This is a genomic window from Amycolatopsis sp. BJA-103 (assembly GCF_002849735.1).
Classification (GTDB): Bacteria; Actinomycetota; Actinomycetes; order Mycobacteriales; family Pseudonocardiaceae; genus Amycolatopsis.
This window is the reverse complement of record NZ_CP017780.1, coordinates 4390241-4415076: the sequence shown is the minus strand read 5'-3', so window position 1 is coordinate 4415076 and position 24836 is coordinate 4390241. Positions and strand designations below refer to the sequence as shown.

The window sequence follows — 24836 nt, the reverse complement described above, 5'->3', positions numbered from 1 at the left end:
CGCCGGGACCTGGAGGACTCAGGCGTGCGGGCAGGTGTCCCGGTAGTCGCTGATCGCGCGGTCGTCCGGGGCGGGGCACAGGAACTGCTCGTAGCGGGTGTCGTTGTCCACGAACCGCTTCAGCCACGAGATCGTGTACTTGGCCATGGTCGTGTTCGCCGTGTTCGGGAAGAAGTGGCTCGCGTTGTCCAGTTCCATGTACGCCTTCTCCGCGGAGGCGGGAATGCTGGTGTAGAACGGGATCGAGTGCGAGGCCACCGGCGCGACCGAGTCGGATTCGCCGCCGATGACGAACGTCGGCACCCGCAGCGAGGACCACGACTTCTGCGTGTTCCACGGCGCGAGCGGGACGGCGGCCTGCAGCGACGGCCGGTCCTGCGCCGCCTCGAGCGAACCGCCACCGCCCATCGAGTGCCCGGCCACCGCGAGCCGGGAGGTGTCGATGCGGGACCGGACGCTGCTGCGCTGGGTGAGATAGTCGAGCGCGGCGAGCAGCTGGTCACCGCGGCTGCCGGGCTGGTCGTAGATCGTGTTCGTGTCGATGGTGAACACCACGAAGCCCTGCGACGCCAGCCGCGGGCCGATCCACGCGATGCTCGACTGCGTCGCGGTGTAGCCCGGCGAGACGGCGACAGCGCCGAAGGTGCCCTGCGCGGTGCTGGTGGGGTAGTAGATGGTGCCGCCGCCGAAACCGGTGACGGACACGCGCGACACCGACGTCTCCGAGACCGCGAACGAGCCGCGCGAGGCTTCGATGCTGCTTTCCGTCGGGGCCGGTCCTCGTTCGTAGGGGTTTTCGGCGGCGTAGGCCGTCGGCGCGGCAGCGAGTGCCGCGACGGTCGCCAGTCCACAAAGGATCCGGGTCGTACTACGCATGGTGCCGTCTCCGTTCGCCGGTGAACACAGTCCGTGGTGATGGACTGTGGCAAACGGTCGCGACGCACTGCATCGGTGAAATCGCCAGTCTTCGTCCGCGGCGGCGCTCCCGGTCATGGACGCCCGTACGATCGGCGATCGTGAATCCCTCAGCCGAGGACATAGTCCGCACCGCGGCGCGGTGGATCGATCGCGGCGTCCGCGTCGACACCTCAGCCTTCGCCCAGGAACTGGGCATTTCCCGCAGCACCCTGTTCCGCCGCGTCGGCAACCGGGAGGACCTGCTCGGTGATGCCCTCTACTACCTGTCCGAGCGCACCCTGACGGCCGCCATGCGCACCTGGGAGCGCGATGAGGGCGACGTGGTGCGCAACGCGGCCGGTGAACTGCGCTGTCTCGCGATCATGCGCGAGTACCGATCCGTGCTCGCGGCGAGCGCCGGGTTCCGCCGGTTCCTCGACGACGAGCCCGTGCTGGCGATCCGGCTGCTCACCGACCCGGACGGCCGCGTCCAGCCGAGGGTGATCGCGGCGCACGTCGAGCTTCTGCGCCGCGATGTCGACGACGGTGGGTTCGCGCCCGCTGTCGGCCTCGACAGCCTCTGTTACGCGATCGTCCGGCTGGGGGAGGCGTTCCTGTACTCGGACGTCCTCGCGTCACGGACGCCGGATCTCGACGCGGCTTCGACGCTGCTCGGAGCACTCGTGGAAGGACGGGTGCCGAGCAGGACCTTGTGAAACACTTGCGCCTGGTGTTTCATCGAAAGGGATTTTCGAGGAGGCGCCGATGCCTGTCCGGGACGTCGTGTACCCGCTGCGGGGCAGGGACGACCTCTTCGGCGGGCTGCGCTCGATCGCCGGGCGCGCCGTCCTGGTCCGCGGGACGGAGGGGCTCGGCAAGTCGGCGCTGCTCACCGCGCTGCGGGCCACCCTCGGTGTCCGCCTCGTCGGCGTGCGGGGCCTGCGGGCCGAACGTTCGTTGCCCTACGGCGCGCTGCATCGGATGTTCGGCGCTCCCGTTTCCAGTGGTGCGGAGGCGCGTGATCGGCTCACCACCCTTCCGTCACCGGCGATCTGCTGGGTCGACGACGCGCACTGGATCGACCCGGAATCCCTGGCGGCGTTGGGTTTCGCGGCCCGGCGGCTGGACGGGTTCCTGGTCGGGATGGTGCTCGCTTCGCGATCCGGATCCGACGAGTTCGACTCCGTCGAGCTGACGCCGTTGACCGACGCCGCCGCCTGCCAGCTGTTGCGCGATCGCGGCGTGCCCGCCGGGGTGCGTCCGCAGCTGGTCGAACTGGGCGGGGGGAACCCGGCCGATCTGGTCGCGCTGGCGGCCTCGCTGACGCCCGCGCAGGCGGCCGGGCGGGAGCCGGTGTCGCCGGTTCTCCAGGAGCGTTTGCCCCGCTACGCGGCCGAGCTCGACGCGATGCGGTTCGACGAGCGAGTCCGGTTTCTCGTCACCTGTATGGACATTTCCGCGAGGAAGGCGACGTGGTACGCGGCGGCGTCACCGGCGGACCGCCGGGCGGCGCACGCGCGGCTGGCCTCCGCCGAGGAGGGCCCGGACGCTCTCTGGCACCGGGCGATGGCGACAGCCGGGCCGTCCGCGCCGCTCGCCGACGCGCTCGCCGCCGCCCCCGCGGTGGATCACGCGGCCTCGGCGCGGCACCTCGAACGCGCCGCCGCGCTGACCGCCGATCCGGCCACGCGGGCGACCCGGCTGCTGGCCGCGGCGGACGCGGCCTGGCAGGCGGGCAGGCCGGGGTGGGCACGGCTGCTGCTGTCCAGGGTGGACGCCCGGCCGGGCGCGGCGGCGTTGCTGCACGGCGAAATCGAACTGCGCGACGGCGATCCCGCGGTCGCCACCCACGAACTCGGCACGGCGGCGGAGCTGCTGGCCGATCCCGCGGCCGCGCTCCTGCTGGCCGGTGAGGCACGCAGGCTCGGCGGCGATCTGAGCGGTTACCGGGCGCTGGCGCGGACCGTCCCCGCCGGGGACGGCCTGGTCTTCGCGCACTTCCGCGGTCTGACCTCGGTGTACGCCGGACGTCACGACGACGCCGACCTGCCGCTGGAGGACGCCGTCCGCAGGGGGATGTCCGGCACCGACGTCGCCGGAGCCGTTTGGGCCGCCGAAGCCGCTTTCGCCCGCGGGCACGCCGAAAGGGCGCACGAGTACTCGGCCGCCGCCGTGAGCCGCGCGCGGCTCGGCAGGCGGCACGCGGAACTGCCGTGGGCGTTGATCTACCTGTCGCTCTCGGCCATCGCGCTCGACCGGATCCCGTGTGCGCGGGCGGCGTCCCGTGAAGGTCTGCACGCGCCCCACAACCTGCGGATGGAACATCTGACGCTGCTGGGGCTGGCCGCCGCGCTGCTCGGCGACCGCGTCCCGGAACTGGACGAGGCGACCGACGGCATCGCCGAACGCGGTCTCGGCAGGCCCGCCGCCGTCGCCGCGTGGGCGCACGCCTGCCTGGACCTGGCCGAAGACCGGCCGGACGACGCCTTGAGCAGGCTCGAAGATCTCGCTTCCGGCGTTTCCGGCGACCAGCCGGTGATCCGCGTGCTCGCCACCCCGCAACTCGTCGAAGCGGCGGTGCTTTCCGGGAGGCCCGAGCGCGCGCGGACCGCACTGGAGGTGTTCGACCGCTGGACCCTGGCCGGCGCGGAACCCTGCTGGCTCGCGCTGAGCCACCGGTGTCACGCGCTGACCGCGCCGGATCCGGAGGCGGCGGAACGGCACTTCCGGCTGGCCGTCGAGGCGCACCGGCGCGCGGGTGGCGCGGTGGAACTCGCCAGGACCCGGTTCGCCTACGCCACCCTGCTGCGACGGCACCGGCGGAGCCGGGACGCCCGAGACCAGTTCCGCGATGCCTTGCGCGGCTTCGAAAACGTCGGCGCGACCCGGTTCGCCGAGCGCGCCCGAGCCGGGCTGCGGGCGACCGGCGAGACCGTCGCCGCGCCGCACCGCTCGCTCGCCGGGCTCACTCCGCAGCAGGACGCCATCACGCGGCTCGTGGCGGCGGGGGAGACGAACAAGGAGATCGCGCGGCGGCTGGTGATCAGCCACCGGACCGTGGATCACCACCTGCGGAACATCTTCACGGCCCTGGGTGTCCGGTCGCGCGTGGAACTCGCGCGCCGAGTGGCCGCCGGGGAATGAGGTTTGCCCCTTCGCGCATTTAGTCCTCTAGTTGCGGTCTGGAGGGAATACCGGGTCCGCCACGCGAGTCGTAGCGAAGTATGGACTTCGGGATCGCGACGGCAGTGACCGACGAAGGAATCCGGCCCCACGTGCTGGGGGCGGCTCTGGAGGAGAAGGGATTCGACTCCCTCTATCTCCCCGAACACTCCCATATACCGGTCAGCAGGGAGTCTCCTTACCCCGGCGGTGAGCTGCCGCGCGGGGCCCTGCGCAACTTCGACCCGTTCGTGGCGCTGGCCGCCGCCGCGACGGTCACGTCGAACCTCCGGCTCGGCACCGCGGTCGCCCTGATGATCCAGCGCGACGTGCTCTACACGGCCAAGGAGGTCGCCAGCCTGGACCTGCTCTCCGAGGGGCGGGTGATCTTCGGCGTCGGGGCGGGCTGGAACATCGAGGAGATGCGCAACCACGGCGTCGACCCGCGCACGCGGGGCGCGCTGCTGACCGAACAACTCCAGGCGCTCAAGGAGATCTGGACCAAGGACGAGGCCGAATTCCACGGCGAGCACGTCGACTTCGACCCGGTTTTCGCCTGGCCGAAGCCGGTGCGGAAACCGCATCCGCCGATCTACGTCGCCGGTCAGGGACCGGCCGGGCTCAAACGGCTCGCCGAGCACGCGGACGGCTGGCTGCCGCATTTCGTGACACCGCCGGAGGAACTGCGCCGGGTCCGGTCCTGGCTCGCCGACCAGGGCCGCGAAGACGTCCGGATCAGCGTGTTCGGCGCCCCGGCCGATCCCGAGTTGCTGCGGCGCCTCGAAGGCGCGGGCGTCGACGAAGTCTCCCTCCTCCTGCCGACGCTGCCCGAAGCCGAGACCTTGGAGCTCCTCGGCGAGCTGGCGAAGACCATCGAGCCGCTGCGCGCCTCATAACAGGCCGGAACGCCGCCACAGCAGCAGGCCCGGACCGCCGACGAGGTCGACTTCCCGCAGGTACCGCACCATTTTCGCGGCACCCTGGGCCAAGACCTCCCGGCGGTGCGGGCTGCGCCTGGCCAGCGCGGCCGCCCGGCGGGGGTTCTCCAGACCGGCGCGCGCGTACTGCGCGGGCCTGGAGAGCAGCCGGGACAGCAGCATCGAGCCGATCGCCACGACGATCCGCGTGAACGTCTTGACCGGCCAGGACGCGCGGGCCATCAGCCTGGTCAGGTCGTCGCGCGCGTAGCGCACGTGCCGGGCCTCTTCGGTGACGTGGATCCGCATGACAGCGCGCACGAGCGGCTGGATCGACTCGTCCTGCAGGTGCTCCCGCTGGATGGCGTCGAAGACCTCCTCGCCGATCAGCGTCGCCACCCACATCGACGGGCCCCGCAGGATCAGCGGCAGCGCGTGCGCGGTGAAGTGCAGCAGGCGGTTGTTCCGGTACGGACGGCCGTCGACCTTGTCGATCAGCATCGCGAACATCGTCGAGTGACGGCATTCGTCGGCGACCTCGGTCAGCGCGTACCGCGCGTGCGCGGTGGTCGGATCCGCGCGGTAGGACATCCGCAGCAGCATCTGCATCAGGATGATCTCGAACCAGATCCCGACGCTGACCGAGTTGATCAGCTCCTGCCGGGACAGCTCCACGCGCTGCTCGTGACTCATCCGGTCCCACAATTCGGTGCCGTACAACGACACCGTCCGCTCGGGGATGAAGAACGCGCCTTCGGTCAGCGGGGCTTCCCAGTCCACGTCGACTTCGGGGTCGTACGACAGCTTCGCGCTCGCCTGCAGCAAGCGCTGCGCACCGGTCTCTCGGTCGCGCAGGGGCCGGGTCCGTGCCGTCATCGCCACTCCCTCATTCGCGGATTGCATCCCGCGATGGAAAGTTACAGTGGTCGATGTAAATGTTCAAGACTCCTGGTGCTCCCGGAGGTGCTGGGCCAGTTCTTCGAGGAACTCGGGGAAGGCGCGGCTCATCGACAGCGCCAGGCTCGCGGTCACCGCCGACTGCGCCAGCGGCCGCAGCCGTTTCACCAGTTCGGTGAGGTCGGAGATCTCGGTCGCGTCCGGCACCCAGTCCGCTCCGCGCGGGCCGACGACGTCGTGGCGGATGGTGTCGAGGAACAGCGTCGCGATGGCGTCGGTGTGCTCGATCAGCGTCTCGGCGAGGCCGAGGACCTGTTCCGGCGGCACTCCCGCCGCCAGCAGTTCGCGGCCAGCCTGCAGCAGTTGCGGGCTGAAGACCTCGAAATGCGCGCCCCGCCGGGTGGCCACCCCCATCGCCAGCACGCGTTTGACGTTGGCGGGGGTGATCAGCCGCCCGAACTCCTTCCGCGCCTGCGTCACGGTGATCCGCTCGGGGGTCTCCTCCGACCACGGCTGGGAGAGCGCGTCCTCCAGGCCCATCAGATCGCCCAGATCCCGCCCCTGCTGCCAGGTCTCGATCATTTCCTCGATCTGGGCGAGGGTGTACCCGCGCTCGAGCAGCTGGACGATCAACCGCAGCCGGGCGAGATGCGCGTCGTCGTACATCGCCACGCGCCCGCGTCGCGTCGGCGCGGGAAGCAGTCCTCTGTCCTGATAGGCGCGCACGTTCCGCACCGACGTCCCCGCCAGGTTCGCGAGTTCGCCCACTCGATACTCAGCCACCGGCACAGGCTAAAGGCTCGTGAGTGGCAAGGACGGTTGGAACCGTCCTTGCCACTCACGAGGTGACGTCAGGAGCAGGCGAGCACCGGCGCCTGCGGACGGCCACCGCCGTGCAGGTCGCTCAGCGGGACCCGCGCCAGGCCGAGGATCGCCTGCGCGGTCGCGCGCGGGGCGGTCGCCGGGTTCAGGCCGGTGGCGTCGTAGGCGATCGCGCCGCGGTCCGCCACGGCGCCGGTGCAGCCGGTCTGCAGCGACCGCAGGAACTCCCGCGCCTTGACCGCGGCGGCGGGACGGTGCCCGGCCAGCGCCTCGGCGGCGAGGCCGGTGCTGTTGGCGTTCGGCGCGTTCGTGCCGACGCCGAAGCCGCCGTTCGCGTGCTGCTTGGTGACCAGCCAGGAGGTGCCTTCGCCGGCGTTCACCGGGTCACCGGTGGCGCGCAGGGCCTGCACGACCATCGCGGTCGAGTCGACGTCGCTCGCGCAGGTCGCTTCGCCGAAGTTCAGCGGGAAGCCGCCGTCCGCGCACTGGGTGCCCGCGAGGAACGTCACGGCCGACGCGGGGGCGCCGGCGGGGGTGCGGTCCAGCGCCAGCAGGGCGAGCGACTGCGAGAAGGCGTTGGAGTAGTCGCCGAACTCGGACCGGTCGGAGAACCGGCCGGACGGCGTGAGCAGCGAGAGCAGTCCCGCCTTCAGGTCGACGCCGCCGAACGCCGCCGGGTTCTTGCCCCGGATCTGCGCGGCCAGCAGCAGTTTGGCGTGCGCGCCCGCGTAGGCCTCGGTACCGCTGCCGACGTAACCGGTGGTGATCTCCGGCTTCGCCAGCCACGTGATCGCCTTGCCCGCGTTGGTGTCCGACACCCCGGCCGCGGCGAACGCGAAGATCGCGTCGATCGTCAAGCCCTGGTCGGGGTACTTCTGGCCGCCGAAGTCGGCCTCGAACCTTTCCCCGTCGGCCATCTGCCTGGCGAGCCAGCCCGCGGCGGCGTCCGCCTTGTTGTGGGTGGCCGCGGTCGCCGCCGGAGCGGCGACCAGTCCGATGCCGCACAGCATGGCGACAGCGAGGACCAAACGTCTCATGAGAACCCTTCCCGCATTTCCACGACAGGAGTCGGTGGTGACACCGCGCGACGTGGGTGACCGGGCTCGCCCGGAGGGCATACCGTTGCGGGACAGCGCCGGACTCTCACCGGACTTCCCCCACGACCGCGCTGAATTGACGATCCGAAGAGTCTCATCCCGGTCAAGCGCCGGGGTACCGCCAGGCGCGAGTCGCGATGTGATCCTGGCAACCGACCTGGTCAGCGGTGCCTGTCGCAGGTAATCGGGTGTTAACCTCGGCGGGCTCGACAACTGAACACCGCCGCCCGTGACGGGGAAGCCGGTCGAAATCCGGCGCTGTCGCGCAACCGTGGGCCCCTCACCAGGGCGAGCCGGGGTACCGCACGAGTGGATGCACGATCAAGAAGTCCGAACCACTGTCGCGATAAACAGGGGTGACTGCGGCGTCCCGCGCCTGTCCTCCGTCATGCCGCAAGGAGGAGCCATGCGCCGCGGGTACCTGGCCGCATCGGCGTTCGCCGTCAGCGTCGGCGTGGTCGCCGCGCTGCTCACCGGGACGGCGACAGCCGCCAACGACCCCGGAGCGGCGAAGTCGAACTCCGGCTGGCTCGCGACGAAGCTGAAGCCGGACGGCACGCTCGAGAACCCCAACGGCGGCGATCTGCCCGACCACGGGCTGATGATCGACGCGCTGTTCGCGATGTACGCCTCGGGCGAGGGCGCGAAGGCCGAGCCGATCGTGAAGTACCTCGACGAGCAGGGCCACGCGACCGACTACTTCACCTGGGACGGGCTCATTCCCGACGGCGGTGAGTTCGACTTCTCCGACATCATCGTCGGCGGTGCCGCGGCCAAGACCCTGGTCGCCGCCGAGGTCGCGGGCCGGAATCCCCGGAACTTCGACGGCTACGACATGGTCGCCGAGACCAAGGCCGCGATCATGCGCAAGGGTCCCGACATCGGCCGGGTCAGCGACTACTCGAAAGATCCCAGACTCGCCGATTCGGTGAGCAACAACGCGAACATGTTCGGCCAGTCCCTCGGCGTGATCGGTCTCGCCGCGGTCGGCGAGAACGACCAGCTCGCCATCGACAAGCTGGTGACCCAGCAATGCTCCGAGGGCTACTTCCGGATCTTCTTCGCCTACATCAAGACGACCGAGACCGGTGACCACGTCACCGCCGACGGCCACAAGGTCTCGACCTGCGACGAGGGCAAGCCGTTCGACCTGTCCGCCAAGGACGGCGACGCCACCGGTTTCGCCCTGTCGGCGATGCTGGCCGCGCGGAAGGCGGGCGCCGCGGGACTCGACGGCCCGATCGCGAAGACCGTCTCGTGGCTCCTCGCGAATCAGGATCCCGGCGGCGGCTGGGGCGGCGGCGTCGGTACCGAAGCCCCGAACACCAACAGCACCGGGCTGATCCTTCAGGCGCTCGCCGACGTCGGCGGCGCGGACGCGGCGGTGGACAAGGGCGTGCGGTTCCTCAAAGCCGCGCAGGCGACCGCCGCGGCGGACTCCGGCAACAGGCTCGCCGGTGACATCGGCGCGATCGCCTACAACCCGGAGTCTTACGTGGCCGCGCGCGCCAACGGGATCGGCGGTCTCGACACCTGGATCCGCGCGGGCGCCCAGGCCTCGCTCGGGTTGTCCCAGGTCGGCTTCTCCGACCTCGCGAAGGGCGGCGGGCCGCCGACGAGCAGCAGCGTGTCGGAGACGCCGACCTCGACGCCGTCCGAAACGAGTTCCTCCACCGGCACCCCGACCTCGACCACGAGCGAGCCGGAGCCGACCAGCACCACGACGACCACGACCACTACGACGACGACCACCACCACCACGACGACCAAGACCACCACGACGTCGGTGACGCCGACGCCGGGCACGTCCTCGTCCCCGGCGACCAGCCCGCCCGCGCCGAGCACGGTCACCGTCACGAACACCCCGCCCGCGGCCAAGCCGCAGGAGACCAAGCCCGCGCCGAAGACCACGACGCCGAAACCCAAGAAGGCCGTCACCCCGCGGGCGTCCACCGGCGCCCGGGTCGCGCCGCCGACGGCGATCGCGACCCCGGTCGCCATCCCCGGCACGGCGACACCGGCCTCCCGGCTCGGCGCGTATCTGACGAACCGGCTCGTCGGCGGTGACCACGTCGAGGTCACCGAGGACGGCAAGACCTACGTCGACTACGACGCCACCGCCGAGCTGGTGCTCGCGCTGCGGGCGCTGGACGAGCAGCCGGACACCGTCGCCCGCGCGTCGAAGTTCCTGCTCACGCCGGAAGCCGTGCAGGCCTACGCCCACGGCGCGCCGTACGAACAGAGCGGGGCCTCCTACGCCGAACCGCTCGCGAAGCTCGTGCTCGTCGGCGAATTCGCGAAGGCGGACGTCGGCCAGTTGCGCGCGGATCTGGTGAAGCTGCGCGGCGCGGACGGCAAGTTCACCGACACCGGGTCCTTCGCCGACGCCGACGAGACCGTCGAGCGGCACGCGTGGGCACTGCTCGCCACCACCGCCGACCCCGGCCCCGCGGTCGAGCTGCTGCTTTCGCGCCAGTGCGCCGACGGAACCTTCCCGAAGCACCTCGACACCGCCGAATGCGGCTCCGGTGACCTCGGCGCGACTGCCGCCGCGGTCACCGCGCTGGCCGCCCGTCCGCACACCGACGCCGCGCCGTCGGCCAAACGGCCGGACGGCTGGACCGAGCGGCGCGTGTCGGCGTTCGTCTCCGCGGTGAGCGCGCTCGGCGTCCGGCCGACCGGTGAGGGCATGGTGACCGGCGAGGCGGGCGAGCCGGACGTCGCGCTGAGCGCCACCGTCGCCGCCGCGCGGCAGATCGCCGGGCTCGACGCGAGCGGAACCGCGCGGTCGCTGGGCAAACTGGTCCAGGCCGACGGCGGGTTCGCCAAGGGATCCGTGGCGGCGAGCGACGGGAAGACCGATTTCCCGACGAGCCTGGCCGCCGCGCAGGGTGTCGCGGGCCGATCCTGGCTCACCGCCGCGGATTCGCCGCTGTCACCCGCCGTGCGGCTGCCGCTCTCGGACGTCAGCGCCGAGAACGCCGTGTCCGGTACTCAGCTGCAGGCCGCCGCCCAGACGACTCAGCCGCCGTGGACGACCTGGGGGCTCGTCGGTCTCGCCGTGCTCCTGCTGGCCGCCGCGATCGTGCTCATCTTCCTGCTTCGCCGCTTCATCAAGACAAAGGGGGCAACACCATGAGAAGACTGCTCGCCGTCACGTCCGTCCTCATCGGACTGATCGGGCTGTCCGCCGCGCCCGCGCAGGCGGTCGATCCGGCCAAGGGCTACAACGGGATCTGCACCGGCAACGACGCCCTCAGCGGCGTCACCGTCGTGGTCGACTTCCAGGAACTGGACGGCAACGGCGGGACCGCCGCGCCGACGATCACCCGCTGCTCGCCCAACGCGAACCCGGGCACCGACCGCACGGGCATCAAGGCGCTGCAGGACGCCGGGATCGCCGTCGCGGGCACCGCCCGGTGGGGGCTCGGTTTCGTCTGCCGCCTGGAGGTCCGCCCGTCCGCGACGGAGACCCTGCCGCTGTCCAGCAACCCGAACTACAAGGAACCGTGCGTCAACACGCCGCCCGCCGGCGCGTACTGGGGTTACTGGCACGCCGCCGGTTCCGGTTCGACCTGGACCTACAGCAGCTACGGCGCGCTCAACCGCAACGTGGTGCCCGGCGGTTTCGAGGGCTGGTCGTTCTCGCTGAACAAGTCGGCGACGACCAACCCGCCTCCCGGGGTCACCCCGACCAACCCGGCCGTGAACGCGAACAACCCGACGGTCGCCTTGTCCGTCAACGATGTCGACCGCAAGATCACCCTCGGCCAGAGCACCTCGCTGACCTGGACGACGACGAACGCCACGAGTGTCGCCGCGGGTACGGTGACCCCGGCGAGCGGTGGCGGCGCCTGGTCGGGCTCGCTGGCGGCACCCGGCGGCACGCAGAACATCACGCCGACCGCCGCGGGCACCTACGTCTACACGATCGCGGCGACGGGTAACGGGGTGACGGTGTACTCGAGCGCGACCCTGACCGTCCAATGAGGAGGGTCTTCGGGATGGTGGCGGCGATCTTCCTGATCGCCGCCATCGCGCCGTCCGCGCACGCCGTCGACCAGGGCAAGGGCTATCCGGGTTTCTGCAAGGACGCCGGCGGGGTCACCGTGGTCGTGGACTTCCAGGGACTCGGCGGCACGACCATCGTGCGCTGCAACCCCCAGACCACGCGCGGCACCGGACTGGACGCGCTCAAGGGCGCCGGTTTCCAGATCGCCGGGGTGCAGCGGTGGGGCGAGGCGTTCATCTGCCGGGTCGAGAACCGCCCGTCGGCCGCGGAGAACGTCCCGATCGCGGGCCGCGAGAAGTACCGTGAGCTGTGCATCGACACACCTCCGGCGCAGGCCTACTGGTCTTACTGGCACGCCTCGAACAACTGCGCCTGGGACTACAGCCAGTGGGGTGTCAAGAACCGTGACTTCATCCCCGGCGGTTTCGAAGGCTGGTCGTTCTCGCTGAACGCCACCGCCCAGACGAATCCGGTCCCGCGGGTTTCCGCAGTGCGGCCGGGTACCGAGGGCCAGCCGTGCGTGCCGCGCGAGGAGGCCAAGCCGGCCACCAACGACCCCAACGAGCGGCAGCAGCAACCGCAGGGCGGGCAGCAGCAGCCGGGAGACGGCCCGCAGCCGACCGCGGAAGCAGGCGCGGTGCCAGGGGAAACCACGGCCGCGGGCCCGAGTTCCGGCGCGCTGCCGCCGCCCAAGCCGCGTCCGAGCGCTTCGGCACGGCCGCAGGCGAAGGACCCGTCGATGAACGTCGCGTTCACCGGCGGCGAGAACGCCGAGGACGTCAACGCCGTGATCCAGCGTGAGTCCGGTGCGAGCGACTGGGCACCGTGGGCGGCCGGTGGCGCCGTCCTGGCGTTGTGCGTCGCCGGCTTCTTCCTGGCACGCAGACGCAAACGCGCGCAGGGAGCTTGATGACGTCCTACTTCCTGCCACGCGACCTGCACCCGGCCGCCTGGTGGGTGTGGGCGCTGGGGCTCGCCGTCGCGGCGACCCGGACGACGAACCCTTGGCTGCTGCTGACGATCGTGGCCGTCGCGGGGTACGTCGTGGTGGCCCGGCGCAGTGAGGCTCCGTGGGCGCTGGCGTTCCAGCTCTATCTGTACCTCGGCGCGTTCATCGTCGCGATCCGCGTGTTCTTCCGCATCGTCTTCGGCGGCGCCGAGGGTTCGACGATCATCCTGCGGCTGCCCGAAATCCCGCTGCCCGAATGGGCGGCGGGCATCCGTCTCTTCGGCGACGTTTCCGCTGAATCGTTGCTGGGCGGGCTTTACGACGGGATGCGGCTGGCGACGATGGTGATCTGCCTCGGCGCGGCCAACGCGCTCGCGAACCCGAAACGGCTGCTCAAGGCGATGCCGCCGGCGTTGTACGAGGTGGGGACGGCGGTGATCGTCGCGCTGTCGGTGTTCCCGCAGCTCGCCGAGAGCGTGCTGCGCGTCCGGCGCGCCCGCAAACTGCGGGGCGGTTCGGGCAAGAAGAAGGTGAAAGCCCTGCACACCGTCCTCATCCCGGTGCTGGAGGACGCGCTTTCGCGGTCGCTGCAACTCGCGGCGTCCATGGACTCCCGCGGTTACGGCCGCGCGGGACTGGTCGAGGCGCGGGCGCGGCTGATCACGGGAACGCTGATGATCGTCGGCCTGATCGGGGTCTGCGTCGGCGTCTACGCCACTTTGGACGGTTCGACGCCCCGGTATCTCGCCGCGCCGGTGCTTTCCGTGGGGGTCGTGATCGGGCTGATCGGGTTCTGGTCGGCGGGCAAACGGGTCCAGCGCACCCGCTACCGGCCCGACCGCTGGCAGCTGCCGGAGATCGTCGTCGCCACGAGCGGGATCGCCGTCGCGGCCGTCCTGTTCACGACGTCCAGCGTGAACCCGATGAACATGAACCCGTCGCTGATCGACCTGTCCTGGCCGCTCCTGTCGTGGGGGCCGCTGCTCGGAGTGCTGATCGGTGTCCTGCCCGCGTTCCTGACCCCGGTCCCCGAAGCCCCGTACGCCGCGCTCGAAGAAGAAGCGCACGAAAAAGAAGCGCACGCATGATCGAACTGAATCAGGTCTCCTTCACCTACCACGGCCGCTCCGAGCCGGTGCTGTCCGACGTGACGCTGTCCATCGGTGAGGGCGAGCTCGTGCTGTTCGCGGGCCAGACGGGCGCGGGCAAGTCGACGCTGCTCGGCACGATCAACGGTCTCGTCCCGCATTTCACCGGCGGCCACCTCGACGGGACGGTCTCCGTCGACGGCGTCACGACGAGATCCCGGCCACCGCGCGAGTTCGCGCATCTGGTCGGCGTCGTCGGGCAGGACCCGCTGGCGGGATTCGTCACCGACACCGTCGAGGACGAACTCGCCTACGGCATGGAACAACTCGGCCTGAGCCCGCAGGTGATGCGCCGCCGGGTGGAAGAGACCCTCGATCTGCTCGGCATCGCGGAACTGCGCCGCCGCGCGCTGCGGACGCTGTCCGGCGGGCAGCAGCAGCGGGTGGCGATCGGCTCGGTGCTGACCACCCATCCGAAGGTGCTCGTCCTGGACGAACCGACGTCGGCGCTGGACCCGACCGCGGCCGAGGAGGTGCTGGCGACGCTGGCCAGGCTGGTGGAGGACCTCGGCACGACGGTGCTGATGGCCGAGCATCGCATGGAACGCGTGATCCCGTTCGCGGACCGGATGATCTACGTCCCCGGTACCGGGGGAGTGGTCGACGGGACACCGCCCGAGGTGCTGAAGGACATGCCCATCGCGCCACCGATCGTCCACTTGGGACGGTTGGCGTCGTGGGACCCGCTGCCGATGTCGGTCCGCGACGCCCGTCGTCGCGCTTCTTCGCTGACGCTGGGGACTCCGCCGGCGCGGACCACGACCGCGGGCGAGGAACTGCTGGCCGCGTCCGGGGTCGTCGTCCGGTACGGGCCGAAGGTCGCGGTGCGCGAGGTCGACCTCAGCCTGCGCGCCGGTGAGGTGCTGGCGATGATGGGCCGCAACGGTTCCGGCAAGTCGTCGCTGCTGTGGGCGGTGCAGGGCTCCGGCCCCCGGCAGGGTGGCAAGGTCACCGTCGAAGGCAAGGATCCGAAGACGCTGAACAGCGCCGCGGCCCGCGCGCTCGTCGGCATGGTGCCGCAGACCGCGAGCGATCTGCTGTACCTGCAGACCGTCGCCGCCGAATGCGAGGCGGCCGACGCGGAATCGGGCGCGGAACCGGGCTACTGCCGCGGCTTGCTCGACAGGCTCGCCCCGGGGATCGACCCGGCCTCGCATCCGCGTGACCTGTCCGAAGGCCAGCGTCTCGCGCTCGTGCTCGCGGTGCAGTTGTCGGCCGCGCCGCGGATCATGCTGCTGGACGAACCGACCCGCGGTCTCGACTACACCGCGAAGGCCGCGCTGGCGCAGATGATCGCGTCGCTGACGGCCGAGGGCAAAGCTGTCGTCGTCGCCACCCACGACGTCGAATTCGTCGCGACCATCGCGCACCGCGTCCTCGTGATGGCGGAAGGCGAGGTCGTCTCGGACGGCCCGACCGGCGAGGTGCTCGGCGGCTCCCCGGCCTTCGCCACGCAGGTCGCCAAGATCCTCGGCGAACCATGGCTCACCGTCGACGACGTCCGCGCGGCCCTTCCGCAGGAGGTCCGGTGACCACGACCGCCGCGGTCCGGCTGGGCCCGCGCTCGGCGACGGTGCTCGGGCTCGCGTCGCTCGCGGGTCTGATGATGTTCGTCTGGCCGCTCCTCGTCCGCGTCGAACCGCAGTCGATGCAGCACGGCCCGGACGCGCCGTTCGTGTTCATCGGGATCCTGCCGATCCTGATCGTCATCGTGCTGGCCGAAATGTCCGAAGGGGGCATGGATTCCAAGGCCCTCGCGATGCTCGGCGTCCTTTCGGCGGTGAACGCGGCCCTGCGGCCGCTGGGAGCGGGGACCGCGGGCATCGAGACCGTGTTCTTCCTGCTGGTGCTGGCCGGGCGGGTGCTCGGGCCGGGTTTCGGTTTCGTGCTGGGCTGTACGTCGCTGTTCGCGTCGGCGCTGCTGACCGCCGGGGTGGGACCGTGGCTGCCGTTCCAGATGATGTGCTCGGCGTGGATCGGGATGGGCGCGGGACTGCTGCCGCGCCGCGTCACCGGCAAGGCCGAGATCGCGATGCTGGTCGGCTATGGGATCTTCGTCGCGTACGTGTTCGGATTCCTGATGAACCTGTGGTTCTGGCCGTTCATCACCGACGCCGAAGTGCCGTACCACGACGGCCACATCTCGTACGTGCCCGGCGCTCCGCTGCTGGAGAACCTGCACCGGTTCGCCGTCTTCACGCTGCTGACGTCGACGGCGGGCTGGGACACGGGACGCGCGATCACCAACACCGTGGCGATCCTGGTACTCGGGCCCGCCGTGCTCGCGACTCTGCGGCGGGCTTCGCGGAAGGCGTCGTTCGGCGTGATCCCCTCGTTCACGGACGGCAAGACGCTCGTGAGCGGCAAGGAGCGGTAGCGAGGTCTGCCGCTACCGGCTGTGGCCCCGCCGCCCGCAAGTCCGTGAAGGAGGTTCGCGAGGGGGTCGTGAGTGATAAAGAGCGTTAGAACGCGCATTGCCACTCACGACCCCAGATCCCAGACGCCGAAGGCTTCCTTCACCGCATCGGACGCGGCGAAGGGAGCCGTCGCCCCGGCATGGCCCGCCCGCGAACACGACACGTTTGCCCTTCTCCCCAAATAGCACTCTTTATCGCTCGCGACCCTCTGCGCGAAACCGCGCGAAGCGCACTTTGTCGAGACCCTGGCGTCTAGCGAGTGAAGGGGGCCTTCACAGCAGCCGGTCAGATCCGGCGAGGTTTCACCCGGCTGATTCGGCGCGTCGGCCAGGCATGTTACGGCGCGTGGGTGATAGGGGTTCCACGCGCCCCACATGGATACATAGGGTGATGATTGATCGGGAGGGTTGCAGATGGCCAAGGACAAGAATGACAAGGACAACGACAACACGGACGGCGGTCGGCATGACGTGACGCGGGACGGCCAGACCGGCAAGACGGCCGACGATATCGACCCGGAGAAGTACGGCGAGGGAAATAAGTAGTGAGTGACGCTTACGCGGCCGCTGACCTCGCGGACGGACTGATCTCGGCGGACGCCATGTCCGCCGAGCACCGTCCCGCTTTTCTTGCTGCCGCGCGGGAATGGTTCGCGCCCGCACGGTTTTGGTACAAGGAAGAAAACGATGCGAAAGATGTAGCGGTGGACCGTGTCGACGATCCGGACCGCTGGATGTCCATTGTGTACTCTAACCGTGCCTTGGTTACACAGTTCGACGACGGCGAGACCGTTTGGCCGAACATCGGCCATCGGCCGACAAGTTCGGCGTCGATGCCGTCCGTGGTAGCCGGAATGCTCAAAGCGCTTGACGTCCACATGGGGCACTCAGTCTTGGAGATTGGCACTGGAACCGGCTGGAATGCCGCACTTCTAGCGGAAATCGTTGGTGAGAACGGCCGTGTGTCCTCGGTCGAAATCGATCCGACTGTGGCCGAGCAGGCTCGTCGGAACCTCGACGCGGCCGGTTACGGCACTGTGGAAACCGTGGTCGCTGACGCCGCCATCAGCGTCGGTGGCGGTGGCCGGTTCGATCGGATCATCGCGACGGTGGGTGTCCACGTTGGACAGTTGCCGTATGCGTGGGTTGAGGCGGTGAAGCCTGGCGGTGTCGTCGTCGCGCCGATGCGTGCGGACATGGCGTCCGGTCCACTCGTGCGATTCGTCGCGAACGAGGACGGCACGGCGACCGGTCACGCGGTGCCGTGGCTACAGGTCGGCTTCATGGATATGCGTACCCATCGTGTACCGGCCGCCGATCTCGGGGTGTTGCGGTGGGATGATCCGGCGGCGGACCTGACAGCCACGGATCTAGCGCCGTGGGTGCCGTTGCTCGCCGACGATCACCGATGGCCGATCGCGGTAGCGCTGTCCGATTGCCGCTACGACGTGTGGGAACGCACCGACGACCGGCCGCACGGCGTTGCGTGGCTGTGTCATGTCCTGTCCGGGTCGTGGGCGAGCGTCGTCCCGGCTGGAGGCGAGCGGTACGCGGTCAGGCAGTACGGACCGCGCCGGTTGTGGGACGAGGCGGAAGCGGCCTACCGGTGGTGGCAGCGACGCGGCCAACCCCCGTTGTCGGCGTGGCGGTGGACGATCACCCCTGAGCGGCAGAGCATCATGCTCGACGGCTTGGATGAGGAGTGAACGTGACGAACGAGGACGTACGGGACCTGTTGCCGGACATGGTCCACCTTGTCGGCGTGTGAGTTGCTGCGTTCGGACGGGGGACTGATCACCCGACGGCGAAATACGCCAACCCGAAGGTCATTCAGCCGTACGTGGGCCACAAGCCGTCAACGCACCCGACGTGGCTTTCGTCGGACGAGCCAGCACGTACCCAACGCGTGCCGCGAAGGGCGCCTCAGTTGAGTTCGTACAGGTCAGAGGCGCAATCGGCACGTTCCGTGCGATAGGAGCCCTCTTCACGCTGCCCCCAGAGCCGGTGTGGCGCAGCGCACCAAAACGCCCGCCCCGATGATCCGTTCGGAGCTAGCGCTCCCCTCCACTCGCCCATATGGTTAGGCTAACCTTCGTATCCAGGCCAAGGGCGCACAAGAGGGATGGGTTCCGCATGACCGCCGGCAAGACCGACCTGCTCCGGAGCGAGCCGTTCCTCCACTTCGACGCCGTGGTGCTGGCGACGGCGCCGGTCGGGGAGAGTTTGATCCGGGTGACCTTCGGCGGACCGGGGCTGCGGGACATCACCACCTGCGGACCGGATCAGCGCATCAAGGTCTTCCTGCCGTCCGCGCCCGGCGCGAGCCCGCGGGTGCCGACCGGCGAGGACTGGTACGCCCGCTACCGCGAAATGCCCGAAGACGGCCGGCCCGCGATGCGCACGTACACGATCCGCGCGCTCCGGCCCGGCGAGATCGACGTCGACTTCGTGCGGCACGGTGACGTCGGCCCGGCGTCCCGGTGGGCGGGCGCCGCCGAGCCCGGCGACGAGGTCGTCATCTACGGTCCGAACGCCCGCTTCCCCCACGAGGAAACGGATCCGACGCGCCGCGGGGCGGACTACCTCCCGCGTCCCGGGTCCGCCTGGAAGCTGATCGCCGGTGACGAGACGGCGCTCCCGGCGATCGGCGGCATCGTCGAAGGGCTCGCCGCGGGGGAGCGCGCCCAGGTCTTCGTGCAGGTGCCGGTCGACGGCGACCGCCAGCAGTGGCGGACCGACGGCGAGGTCGAGGTCACCTGGCTGACGCCGGACGGCGGGGGCGCGCCGCTGCTGGACGCCGTGCGCGCCGCGGAACTGCCCGAGGGCCCCGGTTACGCCTGGCTGGCCGGTGAGGCCGGGGTGGTGAAGGAACTGCGCAGGCATCTCGTCCGTGATCGCGGTGTCGACCGCAAGCGCATCGACTTCTGCGGGTACTGGCGCAAGGGGAAGTCCGAAGACGCCCCGTACGACGCGGAGCAGGAAGACTGACCACGGCGCCTTTGCGGAACTGAAGATGGGGCAGGGAATGAAGGTGCGCGGCGAACGCCGGGCCGCCGTCCGGCTGCTGGCGGGCGCACTGGGCCGCAACCGGGGCCGGGTGCTGGCGGCGGTCGCCGGGGGGACGCTCTTCCAGTTGGCGACGGTGGTGTTCCCGCTGTGCGTCGAGTACGCCATCGACGACGGCATCAACGTCGGGAACCAGTCGGCGACCCTCGGCTGGGCGCTGGCCGTCGTGGGCGCGGCGGTCCTGCTGGTCGCCGGGCTCGCGCTGATGCAGTGGCAGATCACCCTCGCCGCGGTGTCGGCGTCGAACGAACTGCGCGGCAGGCTGCTCGACCAGGCCTTGCTGCTCGACCGGCGGGATCGCGCCCGCTTCGGTCGCGGCGATCTCGCGATCCGGGGAACGCGCGACGTCGACTTCGTGCACAACTGGCTGGCGGGTTCCGCCTCGATGGTGACCGGTATCGCCGGGTTCGCCGTCATCCTCGTCCTCATCGGCAGGCTCGACCCGTCGCTCGCCGTGGTCGGACTGGCCACGGTCCCGGCGCTCGTCGTGCTGAACATCGTGCTGCCCAAACGCTTCGCGGCCGCCAACGACCGGCTCGCCGCCGCGCACGGTGCCCGCGCGGACACCGTCGAGGAACTGCTCACGGCCAGCGTCGCTATCCGCGGGATCGGCGGCGACGGGCCGCTGCTGGAGCGGCACGCCGAGCACAGCAGGACGGTCACCGTCGAGACCATGTCGACCGCCAAGGTGGCCGCCAGCTGGGCCGCGACCGGTCCGTTCGTGCCAGGCGTGGCGACGGCGATCGGCCTGCTCGTCGGCGGTGGCGCGGTGATCGACGGCTCGCTGACCGTGGGCGGGCTGGTGGCCTTCACGACCTGGATGGCGATGCTGGGCACCTGGATCGGCGTGGTCACGCACCGGTTCACCCAGCTCGGCGAAGCGCTGACGGCGGCGAAGCGGATCAGCGAGGTGCTCGAGACCGTCCCCGGTGTCGCGGACCCGGACGCGGGCGTGCCGCTCCGCACTCCCGCCGACCTGGTGGCCACCGGGGTCGAGGTGCACTCCGAACACGGTCGCGTGGTCGGCCCGCTCGATCTGACCGCCCGCCCGGGTGAGTTCCTCGCCGTGACCGGGCCGTTGGGCTCGGGCAAGTCGACGCTGCTGCGGTTGCTCGCGCGCCGCGACGATCCCGACGCGGGCACGGTCCGCTACGGCGACGTCGATCTGCGCCAGGCCGCGCTGCGGGAGGTCCGCAGGCGGCTGGTGTTCGTGCCGCAGCGGCCCGACCTGATCTCCGGGACCATCCGCGAGAACCTGCTGCTGGGCCGTCCGGACCTGACGGAGGAAGACATGCGGGCGGCGTGCGCCGCGGCGGCCATCGACGAGCACGTCGCCGGGCTGCCCGGCGGTTACGACACCGAGACGGGCGAAGGCGGGGCGACCCTGTCCGGCGGGCAGTTGCAGCGCCTCGCCCTGGCGCAGGCCCTGCTGCACGGCGCCGACGTCCTGCTGCTCGACGACATCACCTCGGCGGTCGACGCCGGAACCGAACAGAGTGTCCTCAAAGGACTGAGGGACTGGCTCGACGAGGCGGGACACGTGCGGACGATCGTTTTCGCCAGCCACCGGGCCGCGGTGGTGGACGCCGCGGACCGCGTCGTCGCCCTGCCGGTGCGGGAGGCGGCTCCGAGTGCCTGAAGCCATCGTCCTGAGCGAACGGCCCGAACAGAAAGGCGTGCTCCGGCGTGCCCGGCCGTTCTTGAAACCGCACCGCGCGATCCTTTCCCTCGCGATCGGTCTCGGCACCGCCGCGACGCTGGCGCTGACGCTGATCCCGTCGGTGGTCGGCTGGGCCGTCGAGCGGGTGGCGCAAAAGGACCTCGCGGGCCTGTACACGGCGGCGGGTGTCTTCGCCGTGCTCGTGCTGGCCAGGCTGATTCTCCTGCGCACCGGGGAAATCTGGCTCGCGAAAGCCGGGGAACGCGTCGTGGCGTCGTTGCGCGACCTCGTCGTGTCCCGGCTCGCGACGGCGCCGCTGAGGTTCCTCGAAACGCAGCGATCCGGTGATCTGCTCCGCCGCAGCACCGCGGAGATCGCCGATCTAGCCTCCTTCGTCCGCGCGGATCTCCCGGACCTGCTCTCGGTCACCGGCTATCTGATCTTCACCACGGTCCTGCTGCTGCTCTACTCGTGGCAGCTCACCCTGGTCGTGGTGCTGGTGTTCCTCCCGCTGTCGGTGCTGATCATGCGGTGGTTCCAGCGCGGGGCCACGACGGCCTTCGCGGCGGAGGCGGCGGCGCAGGGGGCCGTCGCGGCGACCTACCGCGAGGGCATCCAGGCCCGCGAGCTGCTCACCTCCCGCGGTGCCGAGCAGGAGTGGCGCGACCGGTTCGACCGCGACAAGGAAACGTTGCGGCGCACCACTTTGCGGTCCGAGTTCGTCGTGCTGCGCACCGGTGGCGTGACCTTGGCGCAGGCCATCGCGGACGCCACGATCCTGGTCGTGGGCGGCGGTCTCGTCCTCGCGTGGGGCATGCCGCTGAGCACGGTCGCGGTGTTCGTCGTGGCGATGCGGCAACTGTTCGACTCCACCAACCAGCTGACCAACCTGATCGGCCAGCTGCAGACCTCCAGGGTCGGCCTCGCGCGGCTGCTGAACCTGCTCGACACCACCGAGCGCCCGCCGCGGACCGGCAACGGCACGGTGCTCCCCGAACGCGGGACACTGGAGGCCTCCGGACTGCGGTTCTCCTACGTGGACGGGGTTTCCGTGCTCACCGACGTGTCGTGCACGTTCCCGCCGGGGGCGCGCACGGGCCTGGTGGGGCCGACCGGATCCGGGAAGACCACGCTGGCCAAGATCCTCGCCGGGCTGTATCCCACGGACGGCGGAACCGTGCGCTACAGCGGGATCCCGCTCGACGAGATCGCCCCCGACGAGCTGCGCAGCCGAATCATGCTGGTCCCGCAACGCGTCCACGTCGTCACCGGCACCCTGCGGGAGAACTTCCGCCTGGTGCCGGAGCCGCCGCCGGACGAGCGGATCGACTGGGCGCTGGAGCGGCTCGGACTGCGGGAGTGGGTGGCCCGGCTGCCGGAAGGACTGGACACGCGGGTCAGCGCCGCCGCGGACACGCTGTCGGCGGGGGAACGTCAGCTGATCGGCCTGGTCCGCGCCGCGCTGGTGGACCCGGCCGTGCTGATCCTCGACGAGGCCACCGCCGACGTCGACCCGGAGACCGGTGACCGGATCGAACGCGCGCTCGACCGGCTGCACGCGGACCGGTCGCTGATCATCATCGCGCACCGGCAGTCCACGATCGACCGGCTCCCGCGCGCCGTCCGGCTGGACGCGGGCCGCGTGAAGGTGGGGGGCTGATGGCCGTCGTCTCCCCGCCCCGGCCGGAACCGGCCGTCCGGCCCAAGGTCGCCATCGCCCGTGGCGCGGGACTTCTCCTCGGCCTGGGACTGATCGGCGTGGCCGTGATCGTCAGCGTCGCGGTCGGCGCCAAGGACCTCCCGATCGGCGTGGTGTGGGACGCGTTGTTCCACTTCGACGGTTCCTACGACGCGAACCTGGTCTGGGACCAGCGGATCCCGCGCACGCTGCTCGGCGTCGTCGTCGGCGCCGCACTGGGCACGGCCGGCGCGCTGATGCAGGCGGTCACCCGGAACCCGCTGGCCGACCCCGGGCTGCTGGGCATCGAATCCGGCGCCTCCGCGGCCGTCGTGGTCGCCATCGCCGTCTTCGGGGTCACCTCGCTCAGCGGCTACGTGTGGTTCGCCCTCGTCGGCGCCGCCGTCGCGAGCGTGGTCGTGTACCTGCTCGGTTCCACCGGCCGCGGCCGGGCGAATCCGGTCCGGCTCGCCTTGGCGGGCACCGTGGTCACCGCCGTGCTGACCGGGATCATCTCGGCGTTCACCACGATGAACGCGCGGACGACGCAGTCGATGCGGTTCTGGACGATCGGGTCGCTGATCAACCGCGGCTACGACGTGCTGTTCGACGTCCTGCCGTTCCTGGTCGTGGGCGCGGTGATCAGCCTCCTGCTCACCCGCTCGCTGAACGCGCTGGCACTGGGCGATCAGGTCGGCCGCGCGCTGGGCGCGCACCTCGGCCGCACGCGGCTGTTGAGCGTGATCGCGATCGTGCTGCTGTGCGGCGGGGCGACGGCGGCCGCGGGACCGATCGGCTTCGTCGGCCTCGCGATCCCGCACGCGGTCCGCGCGGTGGTCGGCCCCGACTATCGCTGGGTCGTCCCGTATTCGATGGTCTCGGCGCCGCTGCTGGTCCTCGGGGCGGACGTCCTCGGCCGGGTCGTGCTGCCGACCGGGGAACTGGAGGCGGGGGTCGTCACCGCGGTGATCGGCGCGCCGGTGTTCATCTACCTGGTCCGCCGGAAACGGCTGGGGGAACTGTGACCGTCACGTCGAGTCCTCAGTGGACGGTCCGCAGCCGGAGCGGCCGGATCTCGGTGCGCCTGCACCGCCGGACCGTCTGGGTCGCGGTCGTGCTGGTGGTCCTCTGCTTCGCGGTGGTACTGGCCAGCCTGCTGTCCGGCAACTACCCGATCGGCATGTCCGACGTCTTCCGCGCCCTCGGCGGGCACGGGACGTTGCAGCAGCGGTACTTCGTGAACGACGTACGCCTGCCGCGGGTGCTGGTCGCCCTGCTCGTCGGGGCCGCGCTGGCGGTGAGCGGGGCACTCTTCCAGAGCCTTTCGGCCAACCCGCTGGGCAGCCCGGACATCGTCGGCTTCAACAACGGGGCCGCCGCGGGCGCGCTGGTGTGCATCCTCCTGCTGAAGGATTCCAGCCTGGCGGCCACCGGTATCGGCGCGGTCGCCGGCGGCGGGGTGGTGGCGGTGCTGATCTATCTGCTGTCCTATCGCGGCGGTGTGCGCGGGTACCGGCTGATCCTGGTCGGGGTCGGCGTGAGCGCGCTGCTGAGCGCGGGAATCGCGTACCTGCTCAGCCGGGCCAACCTGAACGAGATGCTCAACGCGCAGATCTGGCTGGTCGGCAGTCTCAACGGGCGGTCGTGGGAGCACGCGTGGATCCTGCTGGCGGTGCTGGTCGTGGTGCTGCCGTGCGCTTTCCTGCTGAGCAAGCCGTTGCTGACCCTGGAACTGGGCCCGGATTCGGCCACTTCGCTCGGGTTGCCGGTGGGGGCGGTGCGCCGCCGGGCGATCACCGTTTCGGTGTTGCTGAGCGCGGTGGCGATCGTCTGCGCGGGCCCGATCTCGTTCGTCGCGCTCGCGGCGCCGCAGGTCGCGAAACGGCTCGCCCGCTCCGTCGGTCCCTCCTTGTCCATCTCCGCGTTGTCCGGTGGTTTCTTGCTGGCCTTCGCGGATTTGGTCGCCCAGCGGCTCATTCCGGGTTCCCAGCTGCCGGTCGGGGTGACCACCCTGGTACTCGGCGGGCTGTATCTCGGCTGGTTGCTGGTGGGGGAGATGCGCCGTGGCCGTGCCTGAGCGGAAATGCCGCCACCGTCACGTTTTCGGCCTATGGC

Annotated in this window: 20 protein-coding genes and 2 riboswitches; of the genes, 16 read left to right on the top strand and 4 right to left on the bottom strand. The window is 70.6% G+C overall.

What is annotated here, in order from left to right:
* Window positions 1-18 precede the first annotated feature (18 nt).
* Window positions 19-876 carry a bis(hydroxyethyl) terephthalate hydrolase gene (bdeA, locus tag BKN51_RS18900; RefSeq protein WP_101608904.1) on the bottom strand — a complete coding sequence of 286 codons (858 nt, stop codon included), beginning with the start codon at window positions 874-876 and terminating at the stop codon, window positions 19-21.
* 140 nt (window positions 877-1016) lie between these two features.
* Here bdeA and BKN51_RS18895 point away from each other — a divergent pair, with 140 nt between their 5' ends.
* The 3 genes from BKN51_RS18895 (at window position 1017) to BKN51_RS18885 (ending at window position 4955) form a co-directional block, all read left to right on the top strand.
* Window positions 1017-1613: a QsdR family transcriptional regulator gene (locus BKN51_RS18895; protein ID WP_101608903.1), complete on the top strand. Its 597-nt coding sequence runs from the start codon at window positions 1017-1019 to the stop codon at window positions 1611-1613.
* A 49-nt stretch (window positions 1614-1662) separates the two neighbouring features.
* Window positions 1663-4041, top strand: coding sequence for a helix-turn-helix transcriptional regulator (locus BKN51_RS44760; protein WP_101608902.1), 2379 nt, complete (start codon window positions 1663-1665; stop codon window positions 4039-4041).
* Window positions 4042-4121: 80 nt separating this feature from the next.
* Window positions 4122-4955, top strand: a complete 834-nt coding sequence (locus tag BKN51_RS18885; protein WP_101608901.1) for an LLM class F420-dependent oxidoreductase — start codon at window positions 4122-4124, stop codon at window positions 4953-4955.
* Here BKN51_RS18885 and BKN51_RS18880 read toward each other — a convergent pair.
* The 3 genes from BKN51_RS18880 to BKN51_RS18870 all read right to left on the bottom strand — a co-directional run bounded on the left by BKN51_RS18880 (window position 4950) and on the right by BKN51_RS18870 (window position 7732).
* Window positions 4950-5852: an AurF N-oxygenase family protein gene (locus BKN51_RS18880; RefSeq protein WP_101608900.1), complete on the bottom strand. Its 903-nt coding sequence runs from the start codon at window positions 5850-5852 to the stop codon at window positions 4950-4952. The genes BKN51_RS18885 and BKN51_RS18880 overlap by 6 nt on opposite strands.
* A gap of 63 nt (window positions 5853-5915) precedes the next feature.
* A complete protein-coding gene (locus BKN51_RS18875; RefSeq protein ID WP_158255824.1) occupies window positions 5916-6656 on the bottom strand; it encodes a MerR family transcriptional regulator in 741 nt (246 codons plus the stop codon).
* Window positions 6657-6724: 68 nt separating this feature from the next.
* Window positions 6725-7732, bottom strand: a complete 1008-nt coding sequence (locus tag BKN51_RS18870) for a prenyltransferase/squalene oxidase repeat-containing protein (RefSeq protein ID WP_233224221.1) — start codon at window positions 7730-7732, stop codon at window positions 6725-6727.
* A 34-nt stretch (window positions 7733-7766) separates the two neighbouring features.
* Window positions 7767-7892: riboswitch (cobalamin riboswitch) on the bottom strand.
* Between the two features lie 135 nt (window positions 7893-8027).
* Window positions 8028-8095: riboswitch (cobalamin riboswitch) on the top strand.
* A gap of 103 nt (window positions 8096-8198) precedes the next feature.
* On the opposite strand from BKN51_RS18870, the gene BKN51_RS43750 reads away from it, so the two are divergent.
* The 13 genes from BKN51_RS43750 (at window position 8199) to BKN51_RS18805 (ending at window position 24798) form a co-directional block, all read left to right on the top strand.
* Window positions 8199-10931 (top strand): hypothetical protein, encoded by a 2733-nt coding sequence (locus BKN51_RS43750; RefSeq protein WP_174720427.1) that lies wholly within the window; start codon window positions 8199-8201, stop codon window positions 10929-10931.
* Window positions 10928-11782 (top strand): ABC transporter substrate-binding protein, encoded by an 855-nt coding sequence (locus BKN51_RS18855; protein ID WP_233224222.1) that lies wholly within the window; start codon window positions 10928-10930, stop codon window positions 11780-11782. Before BKN51_RS43750 ends, BKN51_RS18855 begins: the two co-directional genes overlap by 4 nt.
* Window positions 11783-11796: 14 nt before the next feature.
* On the top strand, window positions 11797-12714 hold the full coding sequence (locus BKN51_RS18850) for an ABC transporter substrate-binding protein (protein ID WP_233224223.1): 918 nt from the start codon (window positions 11797-11799) through the stop codon (window positions 12712-12714).
* Window positions 12714-13841: an energy-coupling factor transporter transmembrane component T gene (locus BKN51_RS18845; protein WP_101608896.1), complete on the top strand. Its 1128-nt coding sequence runs from the start codon at window positions 12714-12716 to the stop codon at window positions 13839-13841. Before BKN51_RS18850 ends, BKN51_RS18845 begins: the two co-directional genes overlap by 1 nt.
* The gene (locus tag BKN51_RS18840; RefSeq protein ID WP_101608895.1) at window positions 13838-15433 is read left to right on the top strand and encodes an ABC transporter ATP-binding protein; all 1596 of its coding nucleotides are present in this window, start codon (window positions 13838-13840) and stop codon (window positions 15431-15433) included. Before BKN51_RS18845 ends, BKN51_RS18840 begins: the two co-directional genes overlap by 4 nt.
* On the top strand, window positions 15430-16278 hold the full coding sequence (locus BKN51_RS18835; RefSeq protein WP_101608894.1) for an ECF transporter S component: 849 nt from the start codon (window positions 15430-15432) through the stop codon (window positions 16276-16278). Before BKN51_RS18840 ends, BKN51_RS18835 begins: the two co-directional genes overlap by 4 nt.
* Before the next feature lie 453 nt (window positions 16279-16731).
* The gene (locus tag BKN51_RS44695; protein ID WP_255414916.1) at window positions 16732-16863 is read left to right on the top strand and encodes a hypothetical protein; all 132 of its coding nucleotides are present in this window, start codon (window positions 16732-16734) and stop codon (window positions 16861-16863) included.
* Window positions 16863-18023 (top strand): methyltransferase domain-containing protein, encoded by a 1161-nt coding sequence (locus BKN51_RS18830; protein ID WP_233224224.1) that lies wholly within the window; start codon window positions 16863-16865, stop codon window positions 18021-18023. Before BKN51_RS44695 ends, BKN51_RS18830 begins: the two co-directional genes overlap by 1 nt.
* A gap of 427 nt (window positions 18024-18450) precedes the next feature.
* Window positions 18451-19305 (top strand): siderophore-interacting protein, encoded by an 855-nt coding sequence (locus BKN51_RS18825; RefSeq protein ID WP_101608893.1) that lies wholly within the window; start codon window positions 18451-18453, stop codon window positions 19303-19305.
* A 25-nt stretch (window positions 19306-19330) separates the two neighbouring features.
* On the top strand, window positions 19331-21022 hold the full coding sequence (locus BKN51_RS18820; RefSeq protein WP_101608892.1) for an ABC transporter ATP-binding protein: 1692 nt from the start codon (window positions 19331-19333) through the stop codon (window positions 21020-21022).
* The gene (locus BKN51_RS18815; RefSeq protein WP_101608891.1) at window positions 21015-22703 is read left to right on the top strand and encodes an ABC transporter ATP-binding protein; all 1689 of its coding nucleotides are present in this window, start codon (window positions 21015-21017) and stop codon (window positions 22701-22703) included. Before BKN51_RS18820 ends, BKN51_RS18815 begins: the two co-directional genes overlap by 8 nt.
* Window positions 22703-23746: a FecCD family ABC transporter permease gene (locus BKN51_RS18810; protein ID WP_101608890.1), complete on the top strand. Its 1044-nt coding sequence runs from the start codon at window positions 22703-22705 to the stop codon at window positions 23744-23746. Before BKN51_RS18815 ends, BKN51_RS18810 begins: the two co-directional genes overlap by 1 nt.
* Complete coding sequence (locus BKN51_RS18805) at window positions 23743-24798, top strand: FecCD family ABC transporter permease (RefSeq protein ID WP_101608889.1); 1056 nt, start codon at window positions 23743-23745, stop codon at window positions 24796-24798. Before BKN51_RS18810 ends, BKN51_RS18805 begins: the two co-directional genes overlap by 4 nt.
* The last annotated feature ends 38 nt before the right edge of the window (window positions 24799-24836 follow it).